The sequence below is a fragment of the Geodermatophilus sp. DSM 44513 genome (assembly GCF_032460525.1).
GTDB lineage: Bacteria > Actinomycetota > Actinomycetes > Mycobacteriales > Geodermatophilaceae > Geodermatophilus.
In genome coordinates, this window is the sequence record NZ_CP135963.1 from 2,485,852 (window position 1) to 2,512,036 (window position 26,185).

Annotated in this window: 24 protein-coding genes; 7 read left to right on the forward strand and 17 right to left on the reverse strand. The window is 76.2% G+C overall.

The features are described from left to right. Positions 1–19: 19 nt before the first annotated feature. Entirely contained in the window at positions 20–781 is a 762-nt protein-coding gene (locus RTG05_RS12005; protein ID WP_315911830.1) for a crotonase/enoyl-CoA hydratase family protein, read from the reverse strand. Positions 782–790: 9 nt separating this feature from the next. Further along, complete coding sequence (locus tag RTG05_RS12010; RefSeq protein ID WP_315911831.1) at positions 791–1,945, reverse strand: CaiB/BaiF CoA transferase family protein; 1,155 nt, start codon at positions 1,943–1,945, stop codon at positions 791–793. Positions 1,946–2,076: 131 nt separating this feature from the next. Between RTG05_RS12010 and RTG05_RS12015 the strand changes: the two genes are divergently transcribed. Next, a complete protein-coding gene (locus RTG05_RS12015; RefSeq protein ID WP_166528823.1) occupies positions 2,077–2,532 on the forward strand; it encodes a MaoC family dehydratase in 456 nt (151 codons plus the stop codon). Between the two features lie 18 nt (positions 2,533–2,550). Here the strand turns inward: RTG05_RS12015 and RTG05_RS12020 are convergent, their stop codons facing one another. From RTG05_RS12020 to RTG05_RS12040, 5 genes are all read right to left on the reverse strand, one after another. Next, complete coding sequence (locus RTG05_RS12020; RefSeq protein ID WP_315911832.1) at positions 2,551–2,919, reverse strand: hypothetical protein; 369 nt, start codon at positions 2,917–2,919, stop codon at positions 2,551–2,553. A 43-nt stretch (positions 2,920–2,962) separates the two neighbouring features. Beyond that, on the reverse strand, positions 2,963–4,087 hold the full coding sequence (locus RTG05_RS12025; RefSeq protein WP_166528824.1) for an NDMA-dependent alcohol dehydrogenase: 1,125 nt from the start codon (positions 4,085–4,087) through the stop codon (positions 2,963–2,965). A 122-nt stretch (positions 4,088–4,209) separates the two neighbouring features. Continuing rightward, complete coding sequence (locus tag RTG05_RS12030) at positions 4,210–5,010, reverse strand: helical backbone metal receptor (protein WP_166528825.1); 801 nt, start codon at positions 5,008–5,010, stop codon at positions 4,210–4,212. After that, positions 5,010–8,243: a fused isobutyryl-CoA mutase/GTPase IcmF gene (icmF, locus tag RTG05_RS12035; RefSeq protein ID WP_166528826.1), complete on the reverse strand. Its 3,234-nt coding sequence runs from the start codon at positions 8,241–8,243 to the stop codon at positions 5,010–5,012. Before icmF ends, RTG05_RS12030 begins: the two co-directional genes overlap by 1 nt. A 127-nt stretch (positions 8,244–8,370) precedes the next feature. Further along, positions 8,371–8,913, reverse strand: a complete 543-nt coding sequence (locus RTG05_RS12040; RefSeq protein WP_315911833.1) for a GNAT family N-acetyltransferase — start codon at positions 8,911–8,913, stop codon at positions 8,371–8,373. 188 nt (positions 8,914–9,101) lie between these two features. Here RTG05_RS12040 and RTG05_RS12045 point away from each other — a divergent pair, with 188 nt between their 5' ends. Beyond that, the gene (locus RTG05_RS12045; RefSeq protein WP_166528827.1) at positions 9,102–9,704 is read left to right on the forward strand and encodes a TVP38/TMEM64 family protein; all 603 of its coding nucleotides are present in this window, start codon (positions 9,102–9,104) and stop codon (positions 9,702–9,704) included. 403 nt (positions 9,705–10,107) lie between these two features. Here RTG05_RS12045 and RTG05_RS12050 read toward each other — a convergent pair whose 3' ends face one another. Further along, on the reverse strand, positions 10,108–11,295 hold the full coding sequence (locus RTG05_RS12050; RefSeq protein ID WP_166528828.1) for a cysteine--tRNA ligase: 1,188 nt from the start codon (positions 11,293–11,295) through the stop codon (positions 10,108–10,110). A gap of 38 nt (positions 11,296–11,333) precedes the next feature. Here RTG05_RS12050 and pdxY point away from each other — a divergent pair, with 38 nt between their 5' ends. The 3 genes from pdxY (at position 11,334) to RTG05_RS12065 (ending at position 14,329) form a co-directional block, all read left to right on the forward strand. Beyond that, entirely contained in the window at positions 11,334–12,185 is an 852-nt protein-coding gene (gene pdxY, locus RTG05_RS12055) for a pyridoxal kinase PdxY (RefSeq protein WP_166528829.1), read from the forward strand. Positions 12,186–12,329: 144 nt separating this feature from the next. Further along, on the forward strand, positions 12,330–13,787 hold the full coding sequence (locus RTG05_RS12060; protein WP_166528830.1) for an amino acid permease: 1,458 nt from the start codon (positions 12,330–12,332) through the stop codon (positions 13,785–13,787). 176 nt (positions 13,788–13,963) lie between these two features. Further along, positions 13,964–14,329, forward strand: a complete 366-nt coding sequence (locus tag RTG05_RS12065) for a hypothetical protein (protein ID WP_166528831.1) — start codon at positions 13,964–13,966, stop codon at positions 14,327–14,329. A gap of 886 nt (positions 14,330–15,215) precedes the next feature. Here RTG05_RS12065 and RTG05_RS12070 read toward each other — a convergent pair. From RTG05_RS12070 to RTG05_RS12090, 5 genes are all read right to left on the reverse strand, one after another. After that, complete coding sequence (locus RTG05_RS12070) at positions 15,216–15,482, reverse strand: hypothetical protein (RefSeq protein ID WP_166528832.1); 267 nt, start codon at positions 15,480–15,482, stop codon at positions 15,216–15,218. Between the two features lie 162 nt (positions 15,483–15,644). Then, positions 15,645–16,577, reverse strand: a complete 933-nt coding sequence (locus tag RTG05_RS12075; RefSeq protein ID WP_208104925.1) for an NADP-dependent oxidoreductase — start codon at positions 16,575–16,577, stop codon at positions 15,645–15,647. After that, on the reverse strand, positions 16,574–17,995 hold the full coding sequence (locus RTG05_RS12080; RefSeq protein WP_166528833.1) for an NADP-dependent succinic semialdehyde dehydrogenase: 1,422 nt from the start codon (positions 17,993–17,995) through the stop codon (positions 16,574–16,576). The genes RTG05_RS12075 and RTG05_RS12080 overlap by 4 nt, the downstream gene beginning before the upstream one ends. 15 nt (positions 17,996–18,010) lie before the next feature. Continuing rightward, a complete protein-coding gene (locus RTG05_RS12085) occupies positions 18,011–19,111 on the reverse strand; it encodes a glycosyltransferase family 4 protein (RefSeq protein WP_315911835.1) in 1,101 nt (366 codons plus the stop codon). Between the two features lie 5 nt (positions 19,112–19,116). Further along, the gene (locus RTG05_RS12090; protein WP_315911836.1) at positions 19,117–20,172 is read right to left on the reverse strand and encodes a glycosyltransferase family 9 protein; all 1,056 of its coding nucleotides are present in this window, start codon (positions 20,170–20,172) and stop codon (positions 19,117–19,119) included. A 90-nt stretch (positions 20,173–20,262) separates the two neighbouring features. Here RTG05_RS12090 and RTG05_RS12095 point away from each other — a divergent pair, with 90 nt between their 5' ends. Continuing rightward, positions 20,263–21,462 (forward strand): glycosyltransferase, encoded by a 1,200-nt coding sequence (locus RTG05_RS12095; RefSeq protein WP_166528836.1) that lies wholly within the window; start codon positions 20,263–20,265, stop codon positions 21,460–21,462. Then, the gene (locus RTG05_RS12100; protein WP_166528837.1) at positions 21,459–23,258 is read left to right on the forward strand and encodes a glycosyltransferase; all 1,800 of its coding nucleotides are present in this window, start codon (positions 21,459–21,461) and stop codon (positions 23,256–23,258) included. The genes RTG05_RS12095 and RTG05_RS12100 overlap by 4 nt, the downstream gene beginning before the upstream one ends. A gap of 5 nt (positions 23,259–23,263) precedes the next feature. Here RTG05_RS12100 and RTG05_RS12105 read toward each other — a convergent pair whose 3' ends face one another. From RTG05_RS12105 to RTG05_RS12120, 4 genes are all read right to left on the reverse strand, one after another. Next, positions 23,264–23,785, reverse strand: a complete 522-nt coding sequence (locus tag RTG05_RS12105) for a DinB family protein (protein WP_166528838.1) — start codon at positions 23,783–23,785, stop codon at positions 23,264–23,266. Between the two features lie 75 nt (positions 23,786–23,860). Then, positions 23,861–24,391 carry a vitamin K epoxide reductase family protein gene (locus RTG05_RS12110; RefSeq protein WP_166528839.1) on the reverse strand — a complete coding sequence of 177 codons (531 nt, stop codon included), beginning with the start codon at positions 24,389–24,391 and terminating at the stop codon, positions 23,861–23,863. 93 nt (positions 24,392–24,484) lie between these two features. After that, positions 24,485–24,916 carry a hypothetical protein gene (locus RTG05_RS12115; RefSeq protein ID WP_166528840.1) on the reverse strand — a complete coding sequence of 144 codons (432 nt, stop codon included), beginning with the start codon at positions 24,914–24,916 and terminating at the stop codon, positions 24,485–24,487. A gap of 74 nt (positions 24,917–24,990) precedes the next feature. Continuing rightward, positions 24,991–26,097: a zinc-dependent alcohol dehydrogenase gene (locus RTG05_RS12120; RefSeq protein WP_166528841.1), complete on the reverse strand. Its 1,107-nt coding sequence runs from the start codon at positions 26,095–26,097 to the stop codon at positions 24,991–24,993. Positions 26,098–26,185 lie beyond the last annotated feature (88 nt).

A 26,185-nucleotide genomic window follows, 5' to 3' on the forward strand; every position in this document is an offset into this window, starting at 1 on the left:
CCGCCAGGGTCCCGCCGGCTCAGCGGCCCCGCCAGACCGGCGGCCGCTTCTCGGCGAAGGCCGCCGCCCCCTCCCGGGCGTCCTCGCTGGCGAACACCGGGGCCACGAGCTGGGCCTGCCGGTCCCAGCCCTCGGTGGGGCCCCAGTCGGCGCTGCCGCGGACCACCGCCTTGGTCGCGGCCAGGGCCAGCGGCCCGTTGGCCGCGACGGTCGCGGCCAGGGCGAGGGCGCCGTCCAGCGCGCCGCCTTCGGGAGTGAGCCGGTTGACCAGCCCGATCTCCGCGGCCCGCCGGGCGTCGATCGGGTCGCCGGTCAGCAGCATCTCCATCGCCACGTTGGCCGGGACGCGGTGCGGCAGCAGCAGCGCGCCCCCGGCGGCGGCCACTAGCGAGCGCTTGACCTCCGGCACGCCGAAGCGGGCGGTCTCGGCGGCCACGACGAGGTCGCAGGCGAGCACCAGCTCGAAGCCGCCGGCCAGCGCCCAGCCCTCGACCGCGGCGACCAGCGGCTTGCGCGGCGGGGTGCGGGTGATGCCGCCCAGCCCGCGGCCCTCGATGGCCGGGGACTCCCCGCGCAGGAACGCCTTGAGGTCCATGCCGGCGGAGAAGGTGCCCCCCGCCCCGGTGAGCACGCCGACCGCGAGGTCGTCGTCGGCGTCGAGCTCGTCGACCGCCGCGGCCATCGCCTCCGCGACGGCGCGGGTCAGGGCGTTGCGCGCCTGCGGCCGGTCGATGGTGATCACCTGGACGGCGTCCCGCCGCTCGACCCGCACCTCGTCCACCCGACCTCCTCAGTCCGCCTGGACGACGGCGCCGGCGGCCAGCAGGCCGGCCACCTCGTCCTCGTCGAAGCCCCACGCGGCCAGCGCCGCGCGGGTGTCCTGGCCGGGGGTGCGCGGCTCGCCGCGGACCGCACCCGGGGTGCGCGAGAAGCGCGGCGCCGGCGCCGGCTCGGGGTGCCCGCCGCGGTCGGTGAAGGTGCCCCGGGCGGCCAGGTGCGGGTGCTGGGGGGCCTCGGTGAGCCCGAGGACCGGGCTGACGCAGGCGTCGGTGCCGGCGAACGCCTCGGTCCACTCGTCGCGGCTGCGGGTGGCGAAGCGGGCGGCGATCCGCGCCCGCTGCTCCGGCCAGCGGGCGACGTCGAGCTGGTCGCCGTGCCCGTCGGCGTCGAGGTCCAGGCCGGCGAGCAGCTGGGCGTGGAACTGCGGCTCGATGGCGCCCACGGCGACGTGCCGGCCGTCGGCGCAGGCGTAGGTGCCGTAGAACGGCGCCGCCCCGTCGAGCAGGTTGGCCGCGCGCCGGTCGGTCCAGCGGCCGGCACCGAGCAGGCCGTACACCATCGTGACCAGGGAGCTGGCGCCGTCCACCATGGCCGCGTCGACCACCTGGCCGACCCCGCTGCCCTGCCGCTCCAGCAGGGCGGCCAGCACGCCGACGACGAGGAACACCGCCCCCCCGCCGAAGTCGGCGCCGATGTTCAGCGGCGGCACCGGGGTCTCCGCCGTGCCGATGGCGTGCAGGGCACCGGTGAGCCCCAGGTAGTTGATGTCGTGCCCGGCCCGGCCGGCCAGCGGGCCGTCCTGCCCCCAGCCGGTCATCCGCGCGTAGACCAGCCGCGGGTTGCGGGCCAGGCAGGCGTCCGGCCCGACGCCGAGCCGCTCGGTGACGCCCGGGCGCAGCCCCTCGACCAGCACGTCGGCGGACTCCACCAGCCGCAGGACGACGTCCCGGCCGGCCGGGCTCTTCAGGTCGACGGCGACCGACGGGCGGCTGCGGCCCAGCGCGTCCTGCTCGGGCGGCAGCAGCAGCGTGCCACCGCCGGGGCGGTCCACCCGGACGACGTCGGCACCCAGCTCGGCCAGCAACAGGCACGCGTAGGGCGCCGGCCCGAGCCCGGCCAGCTCGACGACGCGGGTCCCCGCCAGGGGGCCGGTGGGCGGCAGCACGGGGCCGACCGTAGCGCCGGGCCCACCCGCTCGCCGCGACGGTGTGCGCCGGGGCCCCGGTCGTTCGACGGGGACCGGGCCCCGGCGCACACCGTCGGCCCCCGGACCGGCCGGCCGTAGGGTCGCAGCCCATGAGCGAGGACCGCTGGTTCGAGGACTACGTGCCCGGGACGACCGCCGAGCACGGCCCGCTGCGGGTGACCGAGGACGACGTCGTCGACTTCGGCCGCCGGTTCGACCCGCAGCCGTTCCACGTCGACGCGCAGGCCGCGGCGGCCGGCCCGTTCGGCGGGCTGATCGCCAGCGGGTGGCACACCTGCGCGCTGATGATGCGGCTGCTGGCCGACGAGTACCTCTCCCCCGTCTCCAGCCTGGGCTCGCCGGGCATCGACGAGCTGCGCTGGCGGGCCCCGGTGCGCCCCGGCGACGAGCTCACGCTGCGGACCACCGTCGCCGACGCCGTGCCGTCGCGGTCGAAGCCCGACCGGGGTCTGGTGCGCACCGGCATCGAGCTGGTCCGCCAGGACGGCACCGCGGTGCTCAGCATGACGGCGATGAACCTGGTCCTCCGCCGCCCCGCCGGCTGAGCCTGCCCGGGGGCGGGCTCAGCCCAGGCGGCGCAGCAGCCGCCCGACCAGCGCGGCCGCGGCGGCCCGGGCGTCGTCGACCGCCCGCCGGGCGGGCGGTGTGTGCAGCCGGGCCTCCAGCCCGGCCAGCCGGTCCTCGACGGCGGCCAGCCGGGCGGCGTCCGGTGCCGGGGGCCCGGTGAGCCGCGCCAGGCCCTCGGTGAGGGCGCCCACCAGCTCGGCGGCCTCGTCCGGCCGCAGCTTGACCGTGCCCACGCACACGTCGTCCCGCCACAGGCTCAGGTTGAGCAGGCCGGCCGTGCCGTGGGTGGACACCCGGACCGCGCGGGTCCGGTCGCGGGCGTCCCACACCCACCGTCCGCGGTCGGGGAGGGGCAGCACCGTCATCTGCACAGCGTGGCCGCCCCACCCCGCACCGTCAACGCGGCGCTCACCGGAAGACGACGAGCCCCCGGATGTTGCGGCCGGCCTTCATGTCGTCGAAGCCCTCGGCGACCTGGTCCAGCGTGTAGGTCCGGGTGACGAGCTCGTCGAGCTTGAGCGTGCCGGCCGTGTACTGGGCGAGCAGCTGGGGGATGTCCCACCGGGGGTTGCAGCCGCCGAACAGCGCACCCTGCAGCCGCTTCTGGAACACGGTGAACATGGTGTGGTTGACCGGGATGCCGCCCCCGTGGCGCATGCTCCCCGTCCCGGTGAGGACGACGGTGCCGGCCTTGCGGATGGAGTTGACCGCCTCGCCGACGTGGTCGCCGGTGACGACGCCGACCGCCACGATGGTCGCGTCGGCGCCCTGGCCGTTGGTCAGGGAGCGGGCGAGCTCGGTGGCCTCGGCCATCGTCCCGGCGGCGTGCGTGGCCCCGAGGTCGAGGGCGGTCTTCTGCTTGAACTCGACCGGGTCGACGGCGATGACGGCGCGGGCGCCGATGGCCCGGGCGGCCTGCACGCTGTTGATGCCGATCCCGCCGACGCCCATGACGATGACCACGTCGCCGTCCCGGGCGTCGGACATCTTGGTGACCGACCCCCACCCGGTCGGGACGCCGCAGCCCACCAGCGCGGCCTTGTCCAGCGGCACGCCCGGGTCGATCTTCACCGCGGACCGGGCGTCGACGACGGTGTGCTCGCTCAGCGCGGACAGGCCGTAGGCCTGGCCCACCGGCTTGCCCTGGTAGGACATCCGGAAGCTGGTCGGGTCCTCGATCCGGGCGCCACTGAACAGCCGCGCCCCGAGGTCGCAGAGGTTCTGCCGACCGGTGGAGCACATCCGGCACCGTCCGCAGACCGCGACGAAGCTGAGCACCACGTGGTCGCCCTCGGCCCAGCCGGGGGTGTGCGGCCCGACGCCCACGACGACGCCGGCGCCCTCGTGGCCCCCGGCCCAGGGCAGCCGCAGGGGCGGGGCACTGCCCGGCGGGACGTCGTGGTCGTCGGTGTGGCACAGCCCGACGGCGGCCATCTCGACGAGCAGTTCGCCCTCGCGGGGTCCGTCGAGGTCGACCTCGGTCACCTCGTACCGGCCGGGCTGGGTGTGGAGTACTGCACTGCGTGTCTTCACGGCCGCTCCGTCCGTCGCGGTCCCCGGCTCGGCTGCCGGTGACACCGGGACCGGAGGCTAGTGACGTACCTGTGAGTTTGCTGCACGTCCTGACCTGCTGGTTCGCGTTGCCGCGCGTCGCGTCAGGGGTTGATCGCGGCCAGTAGTCGCCGCCGGGCCGGGCCGAGCGAGGGGCCGTACCAGGTGAGGTCCCGGCCGGACACCAGCGCCGTCCGCAGGCCGGCGGGGAAGGCCTCGGGGCCGTCGTCGGCGGTGAACAGGTAGGGCTCGTCGGGGAGCACGACGACGTCGGGGCCGGCGGCCACGACGTCGGTGGGGTCCACCTTCGGGTACCGGTCGGCGGCGTCGGCGAAGACGTTGACCAGCCCGAGGCGGGCCAGCACGTCGCCGGTGAAGGTGCGCGCGCCGACGACCATCCACGGGTCGCGCCAGACCGGCACGGCGACCCGCAGCCCGGTCGGGGGCGGGGGCTGTGCCCACACCGCGGCGGCCTCGGCCAGCCAGTCCGGCGTCCCGACGTCGAGGACCTCGCCGAACAGCCGGCGCATCGAGGCCAGCGCCTCGTCCACGGACTCGATGACGGTCACCCACACCGGGGTGCCGGCCGCGCGCAGCCGGTCGACGTCCAACCGGCGGTTCTCCTCCCGGTTGCACACCACGAGGTCCGGCTGCAGCGCGGCGATCGCGGCCCGGTCGGGGTTCTTGGTGCCCCGGACCCGCGCGACGTCGAGGCCGGCCGGGTGGGTGCACCAGTCGGTGGCCCCGACCAGCCGCTCGGGCACGGTGACCGCGAGCGCCTCGGTCAGCGAGGGCACCAGCGAGACCACCCGCCGCGGCGGCGCCGGCAGCTCGACCGGGTGCCCCAGGTCGTCGACGGCGCCTTTGTCGCGACATTGGCGACCGTCGGACGGGGGGGCGGCCATCAGACGTTGCGCCGGTACTGGCCGCCCACCTCGAAGAAGGCGTCGGAGATCTGCCCGAGCGAGCAGACCCGGACGGCGTCCATCAGCGCGGCGAAGACGTTGCCGCCCTGCGTCGCCGCCCGCTGCAGCTCGGCCAGCGCGGCCGGCGCCTCCTCGGCGTGCCGGGCGTGGAAGTCCGCGAGCCGCTGCAGCTGGGACTGCTTCTCCGCCTCGGTGGCCCGGGCGAGCTCCACCGGCTTGGGCGGCGTCTCGCCGGCGTGCGGGTCCAGGAAGGTGTTGACACCGACGATGGGCAGGCTGCCGTCGTGCTTGCGGTGCTCGTAGAGCATCGACTCGTCCTGGATCTTCCCGCGCTGGTAGCCGGTCTCCATGGCACCGAGGACGCCGCCGCGCTCGGCGATCCGGTCGAACTCGGCCAGCACCGCCTCCTCGACCAGGTCGGTGAGCTCCTCGACCACGAAAGAGCCCTGCAGCGGGTTCTCGTTGCCGGCCAGCCCCCACTCGCGGTCGATGATCATCTGGATGGCCAGCGCGCGGCGCACGGAGTGCTCCGACGGGGTCGTCACCGCCTCGTCGTAGGCGTTGGTGTGCAGGCTGTTGGCGTTGTCGTAGACGGCGCACAGGGCCTGCAGCGTGGTGCGGATGTCGTTGAAGTCCATCTCCTGCGCGTGCAGCGACCGGCCCGACGTCTGCACGTGGTACTTCAGCTGCTGCGAGCGGGCGCCCGCGCCGTAGCGCTCCCGCATGGCGACCGCCCAGATGCGGCGGGCGACCCGGCCGATGACGGAGTACTCGGCGTCCATGCCGTTGGAGAAGAAGAAGGACAGGTTGGGCGCGAAGTCGTCGATGGCCATGCCGCGGGCCAGGTAGGCCTCCACGTAGGTGAAGCCGTTGGCCAGGGTGAAGGCGAGCTGGCTGATCGGGTTCGCCCCGGCCTCGGCGATGTGGTACCCGGAGATCGACACCGAGTAGAAGTTGCGCACCCGGTGCTCGATGAACCACTGCTGGATGTCGGCCATGCAGCGCAGCGCGAACTCGGTGGAGAAGATGCAGGTGTTCTGGCCCTGGTCCTCCTTGAGGATGTCGGCCTGCACGGTGCCGCGCGCGGTGGACAGCACGAACGCCCGGATCTCCTCGGCCTCCGCCGCGTCGGGCTCGCGGCCCTCCTCGGCGCGGAAGCGCTCCAGCCGCTGGTCGATCGCGGTGTTGAGGAACATCGCCAGGACGGCCGGGGCGGGGCCGTTGATGGTCATCGACACCGAGGTGGTCGGGTCGCACAGGTCGAAGCCGCCGTAGAGCACCTGCATGTCGTCGAGCGTGGCGATGGAGACCCCGGAGGTGCCGACCTTGCCGTAGACGTCGGGGCGCGGGTCGGGGTCGCGGCCGTAGAGGGTGACCGAGTCGAACGCCGTCGACAGCCGGGTGGCCGTGTTGCCGGCGGACAGCATCTGGAAGCGGCGGTTGGTGCGGAAGGCGTCGCCCTCGCCGGCGAACATCCGCGCCGGGGCCTCACCGGTCCGCTTGAACGGGAAGACGCCGGCGGTGAACGGATAGGCCCCGGGCAGGTTCTCCCGGCGCAGGAAGCGCAGCAGCTCGGCCTCGTCCTGGGTGCGCGGCAGCGACACCCGGCGCACCTGGTTGCCCGACAGCGTCTCGCGGGTCAGCGGAGTGCGGACCTCCTTGCCACGGACGGTGTAGACGTACTCCTCCCCGGAGTAGGCCTGCACCCGGGCCGGCCACTCCTCGAGCAGGTCGCGCACCTCGGGCAGCAGCTCGCGGTCGGCGGCGTCCGCCGCGGCCCGCGCGGCCACGGCGGCGTCCCCCTCCAGGACCTCGGCGGCGGTGCGCAGGTGCTGGCGGCGGCGGACCACCGCCGCCTGGGCCTCGGTCCGGGTGTGGTGGCCGCGCACCGCCTCGGCGATCTCGGCCAGGTACCGCGACCGCTGCGCGGGGACGACGCTGGTCAGCCCCGAGGAGGCCCGGACGTCGACCCGCGGCAGGACGCCGGAGCCCGCGGGCAGCCCCGCCTCGACCAGCAGGCCGAGCAGGTGCTGGTAGAGCGCGGTCACGCCGTCGTCGTCGAACCGGGCGGCGCTGGTGCCGAAGACCGGCATCTGCTCCCACGGCTGCCCGAAGGCCTCGCGGTTGCGCACCAGCTGGCGGGCGACGTCGCGGCGGGCGTCCTCGGCCCCGCGCCGCTCGTACTTGTTGATCGCCACGACGTCGGCGAAGTCGAGCATGTCGATCTTCTCCAGCTGCGACGCGGCGCCGAACTCCGGCGTCATCACGTACAGCGCGACGTCGCTGAACGGCACGATGCCGGCGTCGCCCTGCCCGATGCCCGGCGTCTCCACGACCACCAGGTCGAACCCGGCCGCCTTCACCGCGCACAGCACGTCGTCGAGGTGCTGCGGCACCTCCGCGCCGGCCGAGCGGGTGGCCAGCGAGCGGAAGAAGGTGTGGCTGCCCTCCCCGGTCTCCAGGGCGTTCATCCGGATGCGGTCGCCGAGCAGCGCGCCGCCGCCGCGGCGCCGGGTGGGGTCGATGGCCAGGACGGCGACCCGGAGCTTGTCCTCCTGGTCCAGCCGCAGCCGGCGCAGCAGCTCGTCGGTCAGCGAGGACTTGCCCGACCCGCCGGTGCCGGTGATGCCGAGCACCGGCACCGTCCGGCCGGTGGCCGCCTCGCGCACCCGGGCGGCGAGGGCGTCGTCGCGGCCGGACTCGAGCACGGTGATCGCGCGGGCCAGCGCGGCGGGGTCGCCGGTGAGCAGCGCGTCGACGTCCGGACCGCTGGTGGTCAGGTCGACGTCGCACTCGCGGACCAGCTCGTTGATCATCCCGGGTAGACCCAGGCGCTGGCCGTCCTCGGGGCTGAAGATGCGCACGCCCTTGGCGCGCAGCAGCGCGATCTCCTCGGGCACGATCACCCCGCCGCCACCGCCGAACACCTTGACGTGCCCGGCGCCGGCCTCGGCGAGGCGCTCGACCAGGTAGCCGAAGTACTCGACGTGCCCACCCTGGTAGGAGGAGATGGCCACCCCCTGCACGTCCTCCTCCAGCGCCGCCCGCACGACGCTGTCGACGCTGCGGTCGTGGCCCAGGTGCACCACCTCGGCGCCCTGGCTCTGCAGCAGCCGGCGCATCACGTTGATCGCCGCGTCGTGCCCGTCGAACAGGCTGGCCGCGGTCACGAACCGGACCGGGTGGGTGGGGACGTACAGGTCGGACGGCATGCCGCTCCCGGGGGTCGGACGCCGGCGCCGCCGCCGCGCCGATCTAGTAGGACGTCCTAGTATCTCCCGGCCCGGCCGCGCTGTCCACGCGCGTGGCCAGGGCCCGTCCCACGCGCGTGGACAGGGCTCAGTGCGGGAGCGCCGGGGGGCCGCCCTCGTCGTCCGCGTGGTCCCCGAGCGGCCGCTGGTACCAGGTGACGTCGTGCCAGCGGCCGAGCTTCCAGGCCACCCGGCGGTAGGTGCCGACCGGCTCGAACCCCATCGCCAGGTGCAGGCCGGCGCTGGCCGCGTTGGGCAGCGCGACCCCGGCCAGCGCGGTCCGGTAGCCGCGCGCGGCCAGCCGCTGGAACAGCGCGGTGTAGAGAGCCCGACCGGCGCCGGTGCGCTGCAGGCCCGGCTCGGTGTAGACGCTGACCGACGTCGACCAGCGGTAGCCGCCGCGGGCGTTGAAGGTGCTGCCGTAGGCGTAGCCGACGACCCGGCCCGCGTCCTCGACGACCAGCCAGGCGTGCGTGGCCAGGGCGGCCTCGATGCGCCCGGCCACCTCGGCCGCGGTGGGCGGCTCCAGCTCGAAGGAGATCACCGTGTCGCGGACGTAGGGGGCGTAGACCTCCGCGCAGCGGGCCGCGTCCCCGATCGTTGCGTCCCTGACCAGCCGACCGGTGCCCACGCCGCCATCCAACCCGGTCCGGTGACACCGGCGCGGCCGGGACCACCGACCTGGTGACCGGTGTCCCCCGCACGGGCGGCGGACACCACCCGGACGGGCCGGGCGCCGGACCGCGGGACGCCGGGGTGCGCGGCCACGGTGTCGCCGTAGCGTGGAGCCGTGCGCCCCTGCCCCGGACCCCGCCGGCCGTGCCGGTAGAGCCGGCCGGGCCGGTGGAGCCGGTGGACTCGCCGGAGGCTCCTGCCGGGCGCCGGGTGTGGCTGCGGCTGGCCCTCCTCGGCCTGCTGATCGCCGCCGCAGCCGTGGTGGCGCTGACGGTGGACCGGCCCGGGGTGCCGGCGCTGCGGGGCTGGCTGGACGGCGCGGGACCGCTGGGCTGGACCGCCGTCGTGCTGGTGGCGTCCGCGGCGCACCTGACGCCGGTCCCGCGGACGGCGCTGGCGATCCTGCTGGGTGCCGCGGCCGGGTTCCCCGCGGGGCTGGCGGTCGCCGTGGGCGCCGGCTGGCTCGGCGGCACGGCCGGGTTCGCGCTGGGCCGCCACCTCGGCCGCGACGCCGTCGCGCGGTTCGCCGGCCGGCGGCTGGCCCGGGCCGACCGGCTGTTCCGGCACCGCGGGTTCCTCGCCGTCGCGCTCGCCCGGGTCAGCCCGGTGCCGTTCTGGATCGTCAGCTACGCCGCCGGGCTGTCCAGCATCCGCTGGGCCCCGGCCGTGCTGGGCACCCTGGTCGGGGTGGTGCCGGGCTCGGTGCTGCACGTGGCCGTCGGCGCCTCCCTCATCAGCTGGTTCTGACCCTCCCCCTTCGAGCGAGATCGGGCGCACGACGAGCGCCGGCGACCGACCGCTGTCACTATGGTGAACAGAAGGTTAACGAGAGGTGTATGAGGTGCGTACGAGCAGCTGTCCGCAGGCCCGGTGGGTCCCCGTCGTCGACCATGCCGGTCACCGGCACCTGGAGATGCGCTGGAGCGTCCCGGCCCGGCCGGCGGCGCCACCGGCTGCCGCACCTGCCGTACTGCGCGCCGCCTGACGCCCGGGGGCCGCTCTTCCAGCGGCTCGGCCGGCGGCGGCCCAGCCGGAGCGGCGAGGCCGGCAGTGGCCCGGCCGGAGCGGCTCGGAGCGTGTGCGCGGACGCCCCGTCCCGACCGCGGTAGCGGGGCGTGGGCGCACCCGCTCCGGGTGTCCGACCCGGAGGTCAACCCAGGGCCAGCACCCGGACCAGCTGGCGGGCGGCGTCCCCGCCGTCGGTGAGGGCGACCTCCAGGGCGCCCGGGACGTCGAGGTCGTCCAGCAACCGGTCGGCCACCGCGCTCCCGGCCGCCCGGGAGGAGCCGGGCCGGCCGGCGGCGGCGTACAGCGCGTCCAGCCGCGTGCCGGCCGCCTCGAGCAGCTCCGGGCGGTACTCCCACGGCTGTGACCACGGCCGGTCGAGCACCAGCAGCCGCAGCACCGGCCCGGTGGTGTCCCGCAGCAGGTCGGACACCAGCGTGAGGTTCCCGGTCGACTTGGCCATCTTCGCGCCGTCCTGCGACACCGACCCGACGTGCACCCGGCTGCGGGCGAACGGCGCCACCCCCGACGCCGCCTCGGCCATCGCCGCCTGGTGCGCGTGGTGCGGGAAGGCGAGGTCGGCGCCGCCCACCAGGACGTCGATGCCGCGGCCGAGGGTCGCGGTCGCCATGGCCGCGCACTCGGCGTGCCAGCCCGGCCGGCCCCAGCCCCAGGGCGAGGGCCAGGCGGGGTCGCGCTCCCCGGAGGGCCGCCACACCGGCACGTCGAACGGGTGGTCGCGCAACGGCTCGGCGGGGTCCTCACCGGCGAGGTCGCCGAACTCCACGGCCAGCGCCCGCGCCCGCTCCTCCGTCAACCCGGAGGCGGCGACCACCCCGTCGCCGCGGGAGAAGACGTGCCCCTCCCGCTCGTAGGCCCGGCCAGCACGCAGCAGGGCCACCGCCAGCTGCTGGACGTGCGTCACGTGGTGCCGGGCGCGCGGCGCGTGCGTCGGCGGCCGGACGCCGAGGGCCCGCATGTCCTGCTCGAAGGAGAACTCCTGGGCGAGCGCGAACTCGTCGAAGTTCCGGCCGCGTTCGTCGGCGGCCCGGGTCAGCACGTCGTCCACGTCGGTGACGTTGCGGCTGGTGACCACCTCGGCCCCGGCCATCCGCAGCACCGACCCCAGGACGTCGGCCCACACGAACGTCGCCGCGTGGCCCAGGTGGGTCACGTCGTAGGGCGTGATGCCGCAGACGTACACGCGGGCGGGGCTGGTGACCGGCAGCGGGCGACCGGCCAGCCGCAGGTCGGCGGTGCGCACCTCGACCGGCTCGGGCGTGCGGTCGGCGGTGCCGACGACACCGGAGGAGCGGGCGGGGTGCAGGGCCATGGCCCCATCCTGCCGGGCGGCTGTGCGACCGTTCCGGCATGGTCGCCGTCCTCTCCGTCCAGTCGCACGTCGCCTACGGCCACGTCGGCAACTCCTCGGCCGTCTTCCCGCTGCAGCGCCTGGGCATCGAGGTGTGGCCGGTGCACACCGTGCAGTTCTCAAACCACACCGGCTACGGCGAGTGGCGGGGGCGGGTGTTCGACGGCCAGGCGATCGAGGAGGTCGTCGACGGCATCGCCGACCGCGGCGTGCTGGGCGGCTGCGACGCCGTCCTGTCCGGGTACCTCGGCTCGGCCGACATCGGCCACGCCGTCGTGGCGACCGCGCAGCGGGTGCGCCGGGCCAACCCGGCGGCGGTGTACTGCTGCGACCCGGTGATCGGCGACGTCGGCCGCGGCGTGTTCGTCCGCCCCGGCATCCCGGAGTTCATGCGCGAGGTCGCCGTGCCCGCCGCCGACCTGGTCACCCCCAACCACTTCGAGCTCGACCTCCTGGCCGGGACGACGACGAAGACGCTGCCCGACGTGAAGGACGCCGTCGCCGCCGTCCAGGCGCTGGGCCCGCGGGTGGTGCTCACCACCTCGCTGGACACCGAGGACACCCCCGCGGACGCCGTGGACCTGTTGGCCTCCGAGGGCGGCCGGCACGTCCGGGTGCGCACCCCGCGGCTGGACGTCGCGGTCAACGGCGCCGGTGACGCGATCGCCGCGCTGTTCCTCGCCCACTGGCTGGCATCGCGGGACGCCGGCACCGCGCTGGCTGCCGCGGCGGCCTCGGTGCACGGACTGCTGGCCGCCACCGAGCGCGCCGGGTCGCGGGAGATCGTGCTGGTCGCCGCCCAGGAGGAGGTCGTGGCACCCAGCCGCACCTTCCCCGTCGAAGAGGTGTGACGCCCCCGATGACCAGCTGAGCTGGTCGTGCCGGGTCCTGGCTCACGGTCGGCGGTGAGCCAGGACCCGCGGCGGTGAGCCAGGACGGTGTGACCTGCGTCGGCCGCCGGGCGGGCCGGTGCTGCCGCGACCAGCATGGGTCGGGTGCAACTGTTCCGTACGAAACCGGTCGAGCGCCTCGGTGACGATGCCACCGACGGGGTCGGCTCCCTCCGCAAGCGGCTGACCGCCCGGCACCTGGTCGGCTTCGGCATCGGCGTGGTGATCGGCACCGGCATATTCACCCTCACCGGCACCGCCGCCCGTGACACCGCGGGCCCGGCGGTGGTGGTCTCCTTCGCCATCGCCGGTGTGGTCGCCCTGCTGGCCGCCCTCTGCTACGCCGAGCTGGCCTCCTCGGCCCCGACGGCCGGCAGTGCCTACTCCTACGCCTACGTGACCGCCGGTGAGCTGGTCGCCTGGGTGATCGGCTGGGACCTGTTCCTGGAGTTCGCCCTCGGTGCGGCGGTGGTCGCCCGCGGCTGGTCGGGCTACGTGGGCAACCTGCTGGACCTCCCTCCCTCGCTGTTCGGCGAGCAGGCGACGGTCAACGTGGGCGCCGCGCTGGTCGTGGTGCTGCTGACCGCCGTCGCGGTGCTGGGCATCCGCGAGTCCGCCCGGGTCACCGCGCTGCTCGTGGTGGTCAAGGTCGCCGTCTGCGTCTTCGTCGTCGCGGCCGGGGCGTGGTTCGTCCGCGGCGCCAACCTCACCCCGTTCGTCCCGCCGGGCCGGCCGGCCGAGGACGGCGACAGCGGGCTGGCCCAGCCGCTCATCCAGGCCGTCCTCGGGCTGGACCCGGTCGTGTTCGGCGTCGGCGGGGTGCTCACCGCGGCGGCGGTCGTGTTCTTCTCCTACACCGGCTTCGAGGCCGTGGCCAACCTCGGGGAGGAGACCCGCCGGCCCGGTCGTGACCTGCCGCTGGGCCTGTTCGGCACCCTGGGGCTGGCCACCGTGCTCTACGTCGGCGTCTCGCTGGTGGTGGTCGGGATGGTCCCCTACGACCGGATCGACCCGGGCGCCCCGATCGCCGACGCCTTCGACCAGGTGGGGCTGGGCTGGGCGGCCGTGCTGGTCTCCCTGGCCGCGGTGGCCGGGCTGACCTCGGTGATCCTGGTCGACCTGATCACCGTGGGGCGGATCGGCTTCGCCATGGGCCGCGACGGCCTGCTGCCGCAGTCGGTGGCCCGGGTCAGCCCGCGCACCGGCACCCCGGCGCGGGTCACCCTGCTGTTCGCCGTCCTGGTGCTGGTCATGGCGACGTTCGTGCCGCTGGGCGCGCTGGCCGACCTGGTGAGCATCGGGACGCTGTTCGCCTTCCTGCTGGTCTCGGTCGCCGTCGTCGTGCTGCGCCGCACCCGGCCGGAGCTGCACCGCCCGTTCCGCGTGCCGTTCTCCCCGGTCGTCCCCGTGCTGTCAGCGCTGGCCTGCCTCTACCTCATGGCCAACCTGAGCATCGAGACCTGGCTGCGCTTCCTGGCCTGGTTGGCGCTGGGGCTGGTCGTCTACGCGGGCTACGGCTACCGGCACTCCCGGCTGCGCCGCGACGAGCTGGTCGGCGGCTAGGGTCCGCTCGCCGATCGCGGCGGCCGTCGGGGTGGGCGTGTACCTCCTGGGGACGTGGCCGGCGGCCGTCCTGGGCGGCGTCCTGCTCGGGACGGCGGGTGTGCTGCGCACGCTCACCCGGCGCCGCGGGCCTCGTCGCCGGTCGGAGCTGCGCACCGCTGGCTACCGTGCCGGCCGTGACCATGCAACGGGGGGCCGAGCAGCGACCGGACGAGCTGTTCCTCGTCCTGGCAGCCTTGTTCACCGTCGTGGCCGCCGTGGGTCTGGGCCTGGCCGCCTGGGACGGCGGCTCCCTGCCCTTGTCGGTCGGCATCTCCTCTGGCTTCTTCGCGGTGCTCTTCTGGGCCCATCACCGGGACCGCTCAGGAGCCGGCTCGGTCCGCCGGCTGCTCATCGCCCTCGGCCTCGGCGTCGTCGCGCTGGTCGTGCTCGTCCTGGGGCAGCAGTGGTGGTACGCCGCCTGCGTCGGCCTGGCCGTGGGGGTCAACGCGGTGCGCCTCGGGCGGCCGAGTGGATCGGACGGAGGCTCTCGAGGGGTCTGACGACGTCCGAGCCCGTCGCAGGTGCCCGGACGAGACCATCGGTGAGCACACCCACGAGTGTCAGCCGTGCCGGCCGGGACGTTCCCGCGGAAACGCCTCACTGCCCAGCCAGAGCTGTTGCGACGGAGCGAGGTCGGCCGACCGCTGAGCCATGGCGGCCCCGTCCTGGTGGCCCGAACGCATCCTGCGGCGTCGTCGGAGTCGACGTTCCTCTGCGACGGCCTACCACGGGACACAGAGCCGCGCTCCGACGCGGGTCGGTACCGCCGGGCGCGGTCAGTGGTGCCAGGTGAGGACGACCAGGGCGTCGCCGTCGGGTGACTCCCAGCGCCCGGCAGTGACGACGGATCCACCGCGGGGTGGACGCGGACGGTCACTGGTGACCTGGGCTCGGGCGCTCTCCCACGCGGCTCTCGCGTCTGCTCCGTCGTGCCAGACGACCCGCGTCCTCTCGGGCAACCCGCCGGGCCACCAGGTGACCACTGGGCAACCGGACTCCACGAGGAACGCGGCTTCCTGTCGCTTCATGCGAGTCGTCCGGCGGCTGTAGGTGACGCCGGTCGGAGCGCTCAACTGGCCTCCGTCGACGGCGCCCCACTGGTCGCCGGAGAGGTCCTGGAGCACGGCGGCACGGTAGCGCCGGCGCCTGTCCCGCCCGCCCTGAGCAGCCCATGACGGGACACGGGTCCGGTCCGGCCGCCCGCCGACCGCGTGCCCGCACCAATCCTCCAGCGACTCCGTCGGAGGTGCCGGAGCGTCCGTGCCCACAGCTCGCCCACTGATCGGTGGTCGGGCCGGCGCTCCGCCGTGCCCGCCTCCACGACCGACGGAGGTGGCGATGGAGGGCGAGGGCCGCAGGCTCTCCTCGAGCCACCTCCAGGTCCGCTCAGCGCGGGGTGGAGGACTCCTGCGCCCGCCCCTCGTCGTCCATCCGCCTGCGGAAGTAGCGGTTGCCGCACAGGGCGAACGTGAACAGCACCAGCCCGAGCAGGCTGATCAGCCATCTCCCCGCCGGGACCGCGAGGTCCTCCGCAGGGACGAACCACGCGCACACGGCCACGAGCACGCTGAGCCCCATACCGATCCACGTGACGACGTACTTCGTCGAGGGCGGGATCGAGCCGCCCCCGAACACCTCGTCACCGAGAGTCACGCTGCAGCCCCCCATCGCCCGGCCCGCATCCACGCGACACCCTCGCACGAGGGTCGGTCCTGCACAGGGGGCACGGTCGCTGCCTGCCGCCACTCCTGGCGTGCGCGGAGGCCTCCAGCGGTCAGCCGCCTCGCCGCGTGCACGACCTGTCCGGCCACGGTCCTAGGGGACGAGCACCAGCTTGCCGTGGGTGTGCCCGGCCATCCCCCGCCGGTGCGCCTCGGCGACGTCGGCCAAGGGGAAGACGCCGGCGACGACGACCTCGAGCCGGCCGGACCCGGCCAGGTCGAGCAGCTTCGCGCGGGCAGCGTCCCGGAGCTCGGTTCCCGGGTCGGCGCCCGGGCCGCCGCCCAGCGCGCGGATGCCGTCGGCGGCGGCCCGGTCGAAGGCAGCGATCGTGGCGATGCGCCCCCGGTCGGCGACCAGCTCCAGGGAGACGTCCACGGCCTCGTCGGTGCCCACGCAGTCGACCGCGGCGGCCACGCCGTCCGGGGCGAGTGCGCGCACCCGGTCGGCCAGCCCGTCGCCGTAGCGCACCGGCTCGCCGCCGAACCGGGTGACCAGGTCCGCGCCGTCGCCGCCGACGGTGCCCACGACGCGGGCGCCACGCAGCACCGCGAGCTGCACCGCCATGAGCCCGACCCCGCCGGCGGCACCGTGCACGAGCACGGTGTCGCCCTCGCCCACGCCGGTCGCGGTCAGCAGGTGCACCGCGGTGGCGCCGGCCAGCAGCAGCCCGGCCGCCGGCTCCCACGCCAGGGACGTGGGCTTGGGCAGCAGCGCCGAGGCGGGGACGACGAGCTCGTCGACGTAGCCGCCGCTGACCCGGAACCCCACGACCTCGTCACCGACGGAGACGCCGGCGTCCGACCCGGCCGCGGTGACCACGCCGGCCACCTCGAACCCGAGCCGCCGGGGCAGCTGCGCGGGGTCGGTACCGAAGGCGCCGGTGTAGCTCTTCCAGTCCGCCGGGTTCACCCCGGCGGCGCGCACGGCCACCCGCGCCTGCCCCGGGCCGGGCTCGCCCACCGGCTCGTCGACGACGGTGAGCACCTCCGGCCCGCCGTAGGCACGGGCCAGGACGACGCGGCTCACTCCGAGGCGGTGGCGGTGTCGCCCTCGTCCTGCCGGCTGCCGGGCGGGCCGATCCACACCGTCTTGGCGTTCATGAACTCGTACATGCCCAGCTCGGTCAGCTCCCGGCCGTAGCCGGACTGCTTGACCCCGCCGAAGGGCAGCTCCGGGTAGCTGGTGGTCATCCCGTTGACGAACGCCATGCCGGACTGGATGTCGCGGATGAACCGCAGCCGTTCGCCGGAGTCCTCGCTCCACAGGTTGGAGCCCAGGCCGTAGACGTGCTCGTTGGCCAGCGCGATGGCCTCGTCGAGGTCGGCGACGACGCGCAGCGCGGCCACCGGGCCGAACACCTCGTCGGTCCACAGCTCCATCTCCGGGGTCACGTCGGTCACCAGCGTCGGCTCGTAGAACCAGCCGGGCCGGTCCACCCGCTTCCCCCCGGTGACCACGGTGGCCCCCTTGTCCACCGCGTCGGCGACGAAGCGCTCCACGTCCTCCCGGCCGGACTCCGTGGCCAGCGGACCCACCTTGGTGTCGTCGTCCATCGGGTCACCCACCGGCAGGGCGGCCAGCTTCTCGGCGAACAGCCGGGTGAACTCCTCGGCCACCTCGGCGTGCACGAAGAACCGCTTGGCCGCGATGCAGGACTGCCCGTTGTTCTGGCAGCGCGCGGTCACGGCCACCTCCGCGGCCCGGTCCAGGTCCGCCGACGGCATCACGATGAACGGGTCGGAGCCACCCAGCTCCAGCACCGTCTTCTTGATCACGTCCCCGGCGGTCCGGGCCACCGCCTGCCCCGCGGCGTTCGACCCGGTCAGCGTGGCCGCGGCCACCCGGTCGTCGCGCAGCACCGCCTCCACCTGCCCCGACCCGATGAGGAGGGTCTGGAAGACGTCGGCGGGGAAGCCGGCCTTGCTGAACAGCTCCTCCAGGTACAGCGCGGTCTGCGGCACGTTGCTGGCGTGCTTGAGCAGGCCGACGTTGCCGGCCATCAGCGCCGGCGCGGCGAAGCGCATCGCCTGCCACATCGGGAAGTTCCACGGCATCACCGCCAGCACCACCCCGATCGGCTGGTGCACCACGTAGGCCTCCACCGCACCGACCGCCTCGGCGTCCGCCGGCCGCGGCTGCAGCATCGCCTCACCGTGCTCGGCGTAGAACCGCAGCGCCTTGACGCACTTGCCCACCTCGGCCTGCGCGGCGGACAACGTCTTGCCCATCTCGGTGGTCATCAGCTCCGCGACGGCCTTGGTGTCGCCCTCCAGCACGTCCGCGGCACTGCGCAGCCACCCGGCGCGCTGCGCGGCGGTGGTCAGCCGGTAGCCGTCGAACGCGGCCGCCGCGCGGGCCAGGCGCTCCTGCACCGCCTCCTCCGACAGCGGGTCGAAGGTGCGCAGCGTCTCGCCGGTGGCGGGGTTGATCGTGGCGATGGCCATGGGCGCCGTCCTCTCTCAGGTCGCGGGACCGCGGTGCCCCGCGCGTCGACTGTCTCGCCCCGGGCCCTTCCCCGCGCCGCCCGCGGGCACACCCGCGGCGCGGGCCAGGACGGCGAACGTCCGGCGCACCATCAGGTCCGCGTCCAGGTCGGCGACCGCCCGCGCCCGGGCCCGCCGGGCGAGGTCCGCCCGGCGCGCGGGGTCGGCGAGCAGGCCGCCCAGCGCCGCGGCCAGCGCGCCGGCGTCCTCCGTCGGGACGACGACGACGTCCCCGCCGAGCCGCACCGCGACGTCCCCCACGTCGGTGGACACGCAGGGCAGCCCCTCGGCCATGGCCTCCAGCAGCACCAGCGGTCCGGCCTCGACGCGCGAGGACACCACGAACACGTCCAGCGCGGCGAGGAAGCCGCGGACGTCCTCGACGAAGCCGGTGAAGGTGACCGGCAGCCCCGCCGCGGCCGCGCGCAGCGCGGCACCGTCGCGTCCCTCGCCGCCGACCACCAGCGCCAGCGGGGTGCCGGCAGCGACCAGCCGCCCCACCGCCTCGAGCAGCACGTCGAACCCCTTCTGCGCGGTGAGCCGCCCGAGCGCCCCGACCCGCGGCACCCGGTGCCCGGCCGGCCCGGCCGGGTCCGAGGGGACGTCGACGCCGTTGGGGACGACGCGCACCTGCCCGGCGGGCAGCCCGAGGTCCGCGGACACCCGCGCGGCGATGTCCGACGACGGGGTGAGCACCGCGGCCAGCCGGGTGTACAGCGCGGCCAGGCCCGGCCGGCCGGTGTCGCCGCCCAGGTGCAGCGTGCCGACCGCCGGCGCCACGGCCAGCGCGGCCTCCACGACGGCCGCGTTGGACGCCGGGTCGACCAGGTTGACGGCCACCACGTCGGGCCGGGAGGCGGCCAGCGCGGCGCGCACGGCGGGCGCCCCGGCGGCGTGCCGGGCCACCGGGACCACCGCGAGGCCGCCGGCCGGCGGGACGACGGGGGCCAGCCGGGCGGCCACCGGCTCGGCGGCTACGAGGGACGCCGTCCAGCCCAGTCCCGCGGCCCGCCGCAGGTGGTGGGTGAGGTGGACCTCGGCGCCGCCCCACGCGTCGGAGTCGGCGACGAAGGTCACCCGCCTCACGGGACGAGCTCGCGGGCCGCGGCCAGCACGTCGGCCGGGCGCACCGAGTCCGCGCAGCGGAAGTCGATGGGGCAGACCAGGTGCGGGCACGGGGCACAGGGCACGTCGGCAGCGAGCGCCCGGTGCCGCGGCCCGCCGTGCGCCCAGCGGACCGGCTCGCCGGGCAGGAACACCGTGACGCTGCGCGCGCCGACCGCGGCGGCCAGGTGCGCCGACCCGGTGTCGTTGCCGACCAGCACCGCCGCGTCGCGCAGCAGCGCGGCCAGCCCGCCCAGGCCGGTGGCACCGGTGAGGTCGACGGCCGGGGCCTGCATGGCGGCCACCACGGCGGCGGCGACGTCCCGCTCGCCGGGGACGCCGGTGACCACGACGGCCAGCCCGTCGGCGGCCAGCGCGTCGCCGACGGCGGCGTACCGCTCGGCGGGCCAGCGCCGGGTGGCCGCCGAGGCGCCCGGGTGCAGGACGGCGTACCGGCCGGGCACCAGGCCGTGCCGGGCCAGCAGCGCGGCCTGGGCGGCCTCGTCGTCGGCGCCGACCGGGAAGTGCATCGGCGGGGGGTCGCCCTCCGGCAGGCCGAGGTGGGTGAGCAGCGCCAGGTGCCGCTGCGCCTCGTGCAGGTGCAGCGGGTAGCGCAGGTGCAGGTGCTCGGCTCCCGCCGGTGGCTCCCAGCCGGTCGGGGCGAACCCGCCGACCAGCCGGGCCCCGAGCGCCGCGGTCACCCGGTTGGCCACCGGCCGGTCGCCGTAGACCTGCAGCGCCAGGTCGAACCGACGCTCGACGGCCGCGGCCACGAACGGTGCCCACCCGGCGGGGTCCGGCGTCCGCTCGGGGATGCCCTCGGCGCCGGGGAAGGGCAGCAGCTCGTCGACCCCGCCCAGCCGGTCCACGACCGGCGCCATCTCGCCGTAGGTGACCAGCGTGACGTGCAGGTCGGGGCGGGCGGCGCGCAGCCGGCGCAGCGCGGGACCGGAGCACAGCAGGTCACCGAGGCCCACGCGCAGCCGGACGAGCGCCACCCGGCGCACGGAGGGGTCCAGGAGGGGGCCGGTCACCCGCGCCCCCTTCCCGGGCGCGGACCGTCCGTAACTCTGTTTCACTGCGGTCCGCCCAGGTCGTTCGAGTCACTCCACCCGGAGGTCCGCGTGCCCGTCCACGTGCTGCGGCTGTGCAGCGTCTTCGAGCCGGCCCCGACCGGCTCGGGCGTCGACGGGCGGACCGCGCGCTACGACCCGATCGGCGGGATGCAGAACCACACCGCCACGCTGACCCGCTGCCTGGACGACCAGGGGCTGGCGCAGACGGTGGTCACCTCCCGGCTGGCCGGCCGGCGTGGCAGGACGCCGCTGGGCGGGGCGGCCGTCGTGCACCGCACCGGGCTCCCGGTCCCGGCGCTGCGCCAGCTGTGGGCCCTGGACGCGCTGCGCGTCGTCCTGCGGCGACGGGTCCGGCCGGTCGACGTGGTGCACGCCCACCAGGGCGAGGACGTCGCGACCCTGCTGCTCGCCCGGCTGGCCGCCCGGCGGCACGGCTGCCCCCTGGTGGTGACCGTGCACTGCAGCGTCGGGCACACGCTGCGCGGGCGGGGCGTGCGCACCCGGCTGCTGCGGGCACTGGGCGGGGCCGTCGAGCGCTCGGCGCTGCGCGCGGCCGACGCGGTCGTCGTGCTCACCGCCCGGACGGCGGCGGCGCTGCGCGGGGACGGCGTCCCGGCGGCGCGGGTCGCCACCATCCCGTCGGGGTTCGACCCGGCGCTGTTCGCCGCCGCCGGGCACGCCGACGTCCTGCCCGGTGCCGGCCGGCCGCGGATCGGCTACGTCGGCCGGCTGGCCCCGCAGAAGCGGGCCGACCGGCTGGTCGAGGCGTTCGGGCGGATGCGCGAGCCGGCGACCCTCGTCGTGGTCGGCGACGGGCCGGACCGCGCGCGGGTGCACGCGCTGGCCGCCGGGCTGCCGCGGGTGCACCTCACCGGCTTCGTCGAGCACACCGCCGTCCCGGCCGTGCTGGCGGCGCTGGACGTGCTGGTGCTGCCCTCGGACTACGAGGAGATGGGCTCGGTGCTCACCGAGGCGCTGGCCTCGGGCCTGCCGGTGGTGGCCAGCGACGTCGGCGGCATCCCCGAGGTGGTGCGCGACGGGGAGACCGGCCTGCTCGTGCCGCCCGGGGACGTCGCCGCGCTGGCCGCCGCGCTGGACCGGCTGGCCGCCGACCCCGTCCTGCGCGCCCGGCTGGCGGCCGGTGCGCGGGCCCGCGCCGCCGACTACGCCTGGCCGGCGCTGGCCGCCCGGGTGGCCGCCGTCTACGCGCGGGTGCGGGGGGAGGCGCCGGTCGAGGTGGCCGCGTGAGCGCCGCCGTCGGCGTGCTGCTGCCGGTGCACGACCAGGCCGCCTTCCTGCCCCGCGCGCTGGAGTCGCTGCTCGCCCAGACCTGGGGCGACTGGACGGCGCTGGTGCTCGACGACGGCTCGCCGGACCCGTCGGCGGTCGCCGCGGTGCTCGCCGCGCTGCCCGACCCGCGGGTGCGGCCGGTGCGCTGGGCGGACAACCGCGGCCTGGGCGCGACCCTCAACACCGGCCTGGACGCGCTGGGCACCCCGCTGGTCGCCTACCTCCCCGCCGACGACGTGTGGTCGCCAGACCACCTCGCCGCGCTGCTCGGCTGCCTGGTCGACCCGGCCGTCGTCCTGGCCCGGTCGGGGCTGGCGGAGCCGTCGGACACCGGCTACGCGCAGCTGGTGCAGGTCGCCCACCGGGTCACCGCCGAGCGGTGGACCGAGCGGGCGGAGCTGGAGACCGACGACCTCGGCCGGCTGATGTGGGACCGGCTGGGCGGGCGGACGGCGGACACCGGCCGGGTCACCTGCACCTGGACCCGGCACCCGGCGCAGCGCTCGGCGGCGCTGCGCGAGTCGCGGGACGGCGGGCTGAACGTCTTCCGCAGCCGCTACCGGGTGCGCGAGCCGCTGCGCTTCGCCTCCTCCGACGGCGGGGACGTCGACGAGGTGGCCCGCTACGCCCGGTTCCGGTCGCGGGCGTACCCGCCGTCGCCGGACGGGCTGCGGGTGCTCGTGGTCGGCGAGCTGGCGTTCAACCCCGAGCGGGTGCTGGCGCTGGCCGAGCGCGGGCACCGGCTCACCGGCCTGTGGACGACCGACGGGCTGGGCGACGCCACCGTCGGGCCGCTGCCGTTCGGCCACGTGCCGGACCTGCCCGGCGACGACTGGCGCGCCGGCGTCCGGGAGCTGGCGCCGGACGTGATATGGGCGCAGCTGAACTGGCGCGCGGTCCCGCTGGCGCACGCGGTGCGGTCGGCGTTCCCGGAGCTGCCGTTCGTGTGGACGTTCAAGGAGGCCCCGCAGCGCAGCGTCGTCCGCGGTGAGTGGCCGCTGCTGGCCGACCTGGTGACCCGGGCATCGGCGTCCCTGTTCGCCACCGAGGAGGAGCACGACTGGTTCGCCCTCGCGCTGGCCGGCCGGGTCGACCCCGACCGGCTCGGCGTGCTCGACGGCGACCTGCCCAAGCGCGACTGGCTGGACGCGCCGCTGTCGGCGAAGCTGTCCGACCGCGACGGGCAGCCGCACACCGTCGTCGCCGGCCGGCCCGCCGGGCTGGACCTGGACCTCGTGCTGGCGCTGGCCCGCCGCGGAGTGCACGTGCACCTGCACGGGCAGAAGCGGGCGCCCGGGCCGACGGGGTCCTGGACCGGCTGGCTGGACGCCGCGCTGGCCGCCGCGCCGGGGTTCGTGCACGTGCACCCCGCGGTGGGTCCGGAGGAGTGGGTGGGGGTGCTGTCGCGCTACGACGCCGGCTGGCTGCACCGCTTCGACAGCGCCAACGGTGGCGACCTGCGGCGGGCGACGTGGGACGACCTCAACTCCCCCGCGCGGCTGCCGGTGTACCTGGCCGCCGGGCTGCCGGTGCTGCAGCAGGCCAACCCCGGGTCGCTGGTGTCGGTGGAGCGGGTGCTGCGCCGCGACGGCACCGGCCTGCTCTACCGGTCGGCGGAGGACGTCCCCGAGGTGTTGGCCGGGGAGCTGGCGTCACGGCGGGGCGCCGCGGCGGCGCTGGCCGTCCGGGAGCAGCACACCTTCGACGCGCACGCCGACCGCCTGGTCGAGCTGTTCCACGCGGTCGCCCGCTGAGGCGGCTACTCCCCCGTGGCCCCGTCGATGGCCTCGCGGAGCAGGTCGGCGTGGCCGTTGTGCCGGGCGTACTCCTCGACCAGGTGCAGCAGGATCCAGCGCAGCGAGCACTCGTCGTCCCGGCGCCACGGCCGGTCCACCGTGTCCGGCGGGAGCCGGGCGACGACGGTGCCGACCGCGTCCGCCACCGCTCGCCAGGTCGCCCACGCCGCGTCGACGTCGTCCTGCGTGACGGTGGCCGGGTCGACGCGGAACTGTTCGTCGCGGTCCCGGACCACGTCGGGCCAGCTGTCGTACGGCAGCCCGCCGAAGCCGACCAGCCAGCCGGTCTCCACCGCGGCGAGGTGGCGGACCACGCCCAGCAGGGTCAGGTCGGAGGTCGGGACGGCGCGGGTGGCCAGCTGTTGCGGCGTGAGCCCCGCGCACTTCCAGGCCAGCGTCTGCCGCTGGTACTCCAGGAAGCCGGTGAGCAGCGTGCCCTCGTCCCCGGTCAGCGGGGCCTGGGTGCGGGTGTCCTCGGGCGTCACCGTCCACCTCCTCGTCCGGTGCTGCCCTGGCGGAGTCTGTCGCACCGGGCGCCGGCCGCCCTGCGACGGGCGGGGTCAGGCGGCGCGCAGGTGCTGCCACGCGCGGCGGGCCTCCGGCAGCGCGAGCGCGAGGGAGGCGACGGACGCCGCGGTCGCGCCCTGGCACCACGCGCACAGCGCCCGGTTGTCCCGCCACTCCTCGCGGGCCAGCGCCAGGTCGGTGACCACGTCGGCGGCGACCTTGGCGGTCATCAGCAGGGGCAGCACCGGCCGGTGGCGGGCGCGGTCCTGCCCGCCGGCGCCGGCCAGCCAGGCGGTGACCGCGTAGGTGAGCACCATGATCAGCCCGTCCGGGCTGGCGGCGCGCCGGTAGGCGTAGTCGGAGGCGTCCACGCGGTCGCTGTCGAACGGGCCGACCGGTGGGTCGGGCAGGTGCCGCAGGATCCCGGTCTGGTAGGCCCCGACGACCTGGCCGATGCCCGCACCGAGCAGCGACAGGCCCACGATCCAGCGGCGCCGCCGCAGGACGGGGTCCGAGGCGGTGCGCAGGTAGCGGGACAGCTGCGACGGGCTGGGGCTCGCGCCCCCGTAGCGCGGGTCGGTCACGGGCCTCTCCTCGGGACGTCGGTGCGCAGGCTGTGCCCGCGCACGACCGGCCCGAACCCGGCGACCCGGCGGCACCGGGACGCCGGCCCGGGGTCAGGGCGTGGACCGCTCGTCGTCGCGCGTCGTCGTGTGCCGCCGCCACCGGGTCGGGCGGGGCAGGCGGAGGCCCGGCAGGTGGGGGTGCGGCAGGTGGAGGTCCGGCAGGCGGGGGTGCGGCCGGTGCAGCGCCGCCCACGTGTGGGCGACCCGCTCGGCGACCCACGGCGGCAGGTGCACGTGCGGCAGGTGGGCGGGGTGCGGGTGCGGCACCCGCTGGGCGACCAGTGCCGCCGCCCGCGCCCGCAGCCCCGCCTGCTCGTGCTCCCGGACCGCGGCCCGGGCGGCCCGGTGGTCGCGCTCCCACCGGGCGGTGCTGCTGCGCGCCAGCCCGATGACCACGCCGGTCACGAGCGCGAAGCCGAGGACGCTGACGATCGCCCACCCCATGACGACCCACTCCCGTGCCGCCGCGGCAGCCCGGTCCACCCGGCGTCCATGGCGGTGTGACCAGGGTCCGCCACCGTGGGTCACGGGGCAAGGCCCCGACGGAGGAGCCGGGGTCAGAAGCGCAGCACGGCCTGCAGCGGCGGGGCGGCCAGCCGGCGGCCGGCGAGGTCGGCCAGCAGCCGCGGCCCGTCGTCGAACGGCAGGACGTCGGTGACCACGTGCCGGCGGATCTCCGCCCCCCGCGCCCGCAGCAGGTCGAGGGTGACCTGCGCCAGCGCCGTCCGCGGCCAGCTGCCGGCCATGCCGCGGGGCACCCGGCTGATCTGGGCGCAGACCACCGCCAGGCCGTTGTGGTGGAACTCCTCGCCGAGCCGCACCGCCTCGGCACCGGCCTGGTAGAAGCCCAGGTCGACGACGGTGCCCTGCGGGCGCAGCGCCTTGAGCGCGGTGGCCAGCGCGGTGTCGTGCCCCCGGCACTGCAGGACGACGTCGGCGCCGGCGTCCCCCGGCCCGTGCCGCCACCGCTCCTTGACCGCGCGCCAGGCCGTGCCGTCGTCCCGGAGGGTGGCCAGGCCCAGCACCTCGGCGACCGCGCGGCGCTCGGCTGAGGGCTCGGCGACGACGACGTCCGCGGCACCGTGCTGCACGGCCAGCAGCGCGGTCAGCAGCCCGACGACCCCGGCGCCGGTGACCAGCACGTGCCGGTCGCGCACCCCGGCGTCGACACCGGCCGCAGGGCCGGCGGCGGAGGCCGCCGCGTGCAGCAGGCCGTTCACGCAGATCGGCCCCATCTGGGCCAGGTAGACCCCGAGCAGCGGGTCGAGGTCGTCGGGCACCCCGATCACCGGCCGGGCCGAGGGGTCGGCGCAGGTGCCGGTGCGGTGCCCGTAGGCCATGGCCACCAGCGCGCCCTCGGCGAGGGAGGCGGTGCGGCTCTCGGTGACCCGGCCGACCTCCATGTAGCCCAGCCCGGTCACCGGGTAGGCGGCGGGCGGCCCGGCGTCGTCGAAGGAGCGCAGCTCGGGGTCCCAGTGCAGCACGTGGTGCGGGTCGGTGCCGCGGACGATCGCCACCTCGGTACCGGCGCTGACCCCGCTCCACTCCGTCTGCACCCAGGCCTGGCCGGGGCCGGGCTCGGGCTCCTCGGCGTCCAGGACGGCGGGCTCCCCCGGCGCGAGCACCCCGATCGTGCGGACGGTGCGGCTGCTCCTCGTCGGCATGCCGGGCCGGTGCCCGGGACGGTCGCCGCACAACCGCTCGGTGGGCACCGGCCGGTGGATGGGACGTCCGCCACCGGGTAGGGCACGA

What these genes read in the sequence shown, in the direction of transcription:
- pdxY (WP_166528829.1), top strand. Translation starts at nt 11,334, where the DNA reads ATGGTCGCCGTCCTCTCCGTCCAGTCGCACGTCGCCTACGGCCACGTC.
- icmF (WP_166528826.1), bottom strand. Translation starts at nt 8,243, where the DNA reads ATGCCGTCCGACCTGTACGTCCCCACCCACCCGGTCCGGTTCGTGACC.
- RTG05_RS12015 (WP_166528823.1), top strand. Translation starts at nt 2,077, where the DNA reads ATGAGCGAGGACCGCTGGTTCGAGGACTACGTGCCCGGGACGACCGCC.
- RTG05_RS12050 (WP_166528828.1), bottom strand. Translation starts at nt 11,295, where the DNA reads ATGGCCCTGCACCCCGCCCGCTCCTCCGGTGTCGTCGGCACCGCCGAC.
- RTG05_RS12020 (WP_315911832.1), bottom strand. Translation starts at nt 2,919, where the DNA reads ATGACGGTGCTGCCCCTCCCCGACCGCGGACGGTGGGTGTGGGACGCC.
- RTG05_RS12030 (WP_166528825.1), bottom strand. Translation starts at nt 5,010, where the DNA reads ATGGCCGCCCCCCCGTCCGACGGTCGCCAATGTCGCGACAAAGGCGCC.
- RTG05_RS12120 (WP_166528841.1), bottom strand. Translation starts at nt 26,097, where the DNA reads ATGCCGACGAGGAGCAGCCGCACCGTCCGCACGATCGGGGTGCTCGCG.
- RTG05_RS12080 (WP_166528833.1), bottom strand. Translation starts at nt 17,995, where the DNA reads ATGGCCATCGCCACGATCAACCCCGCCACCGGCGAGACGCTGCGCACC.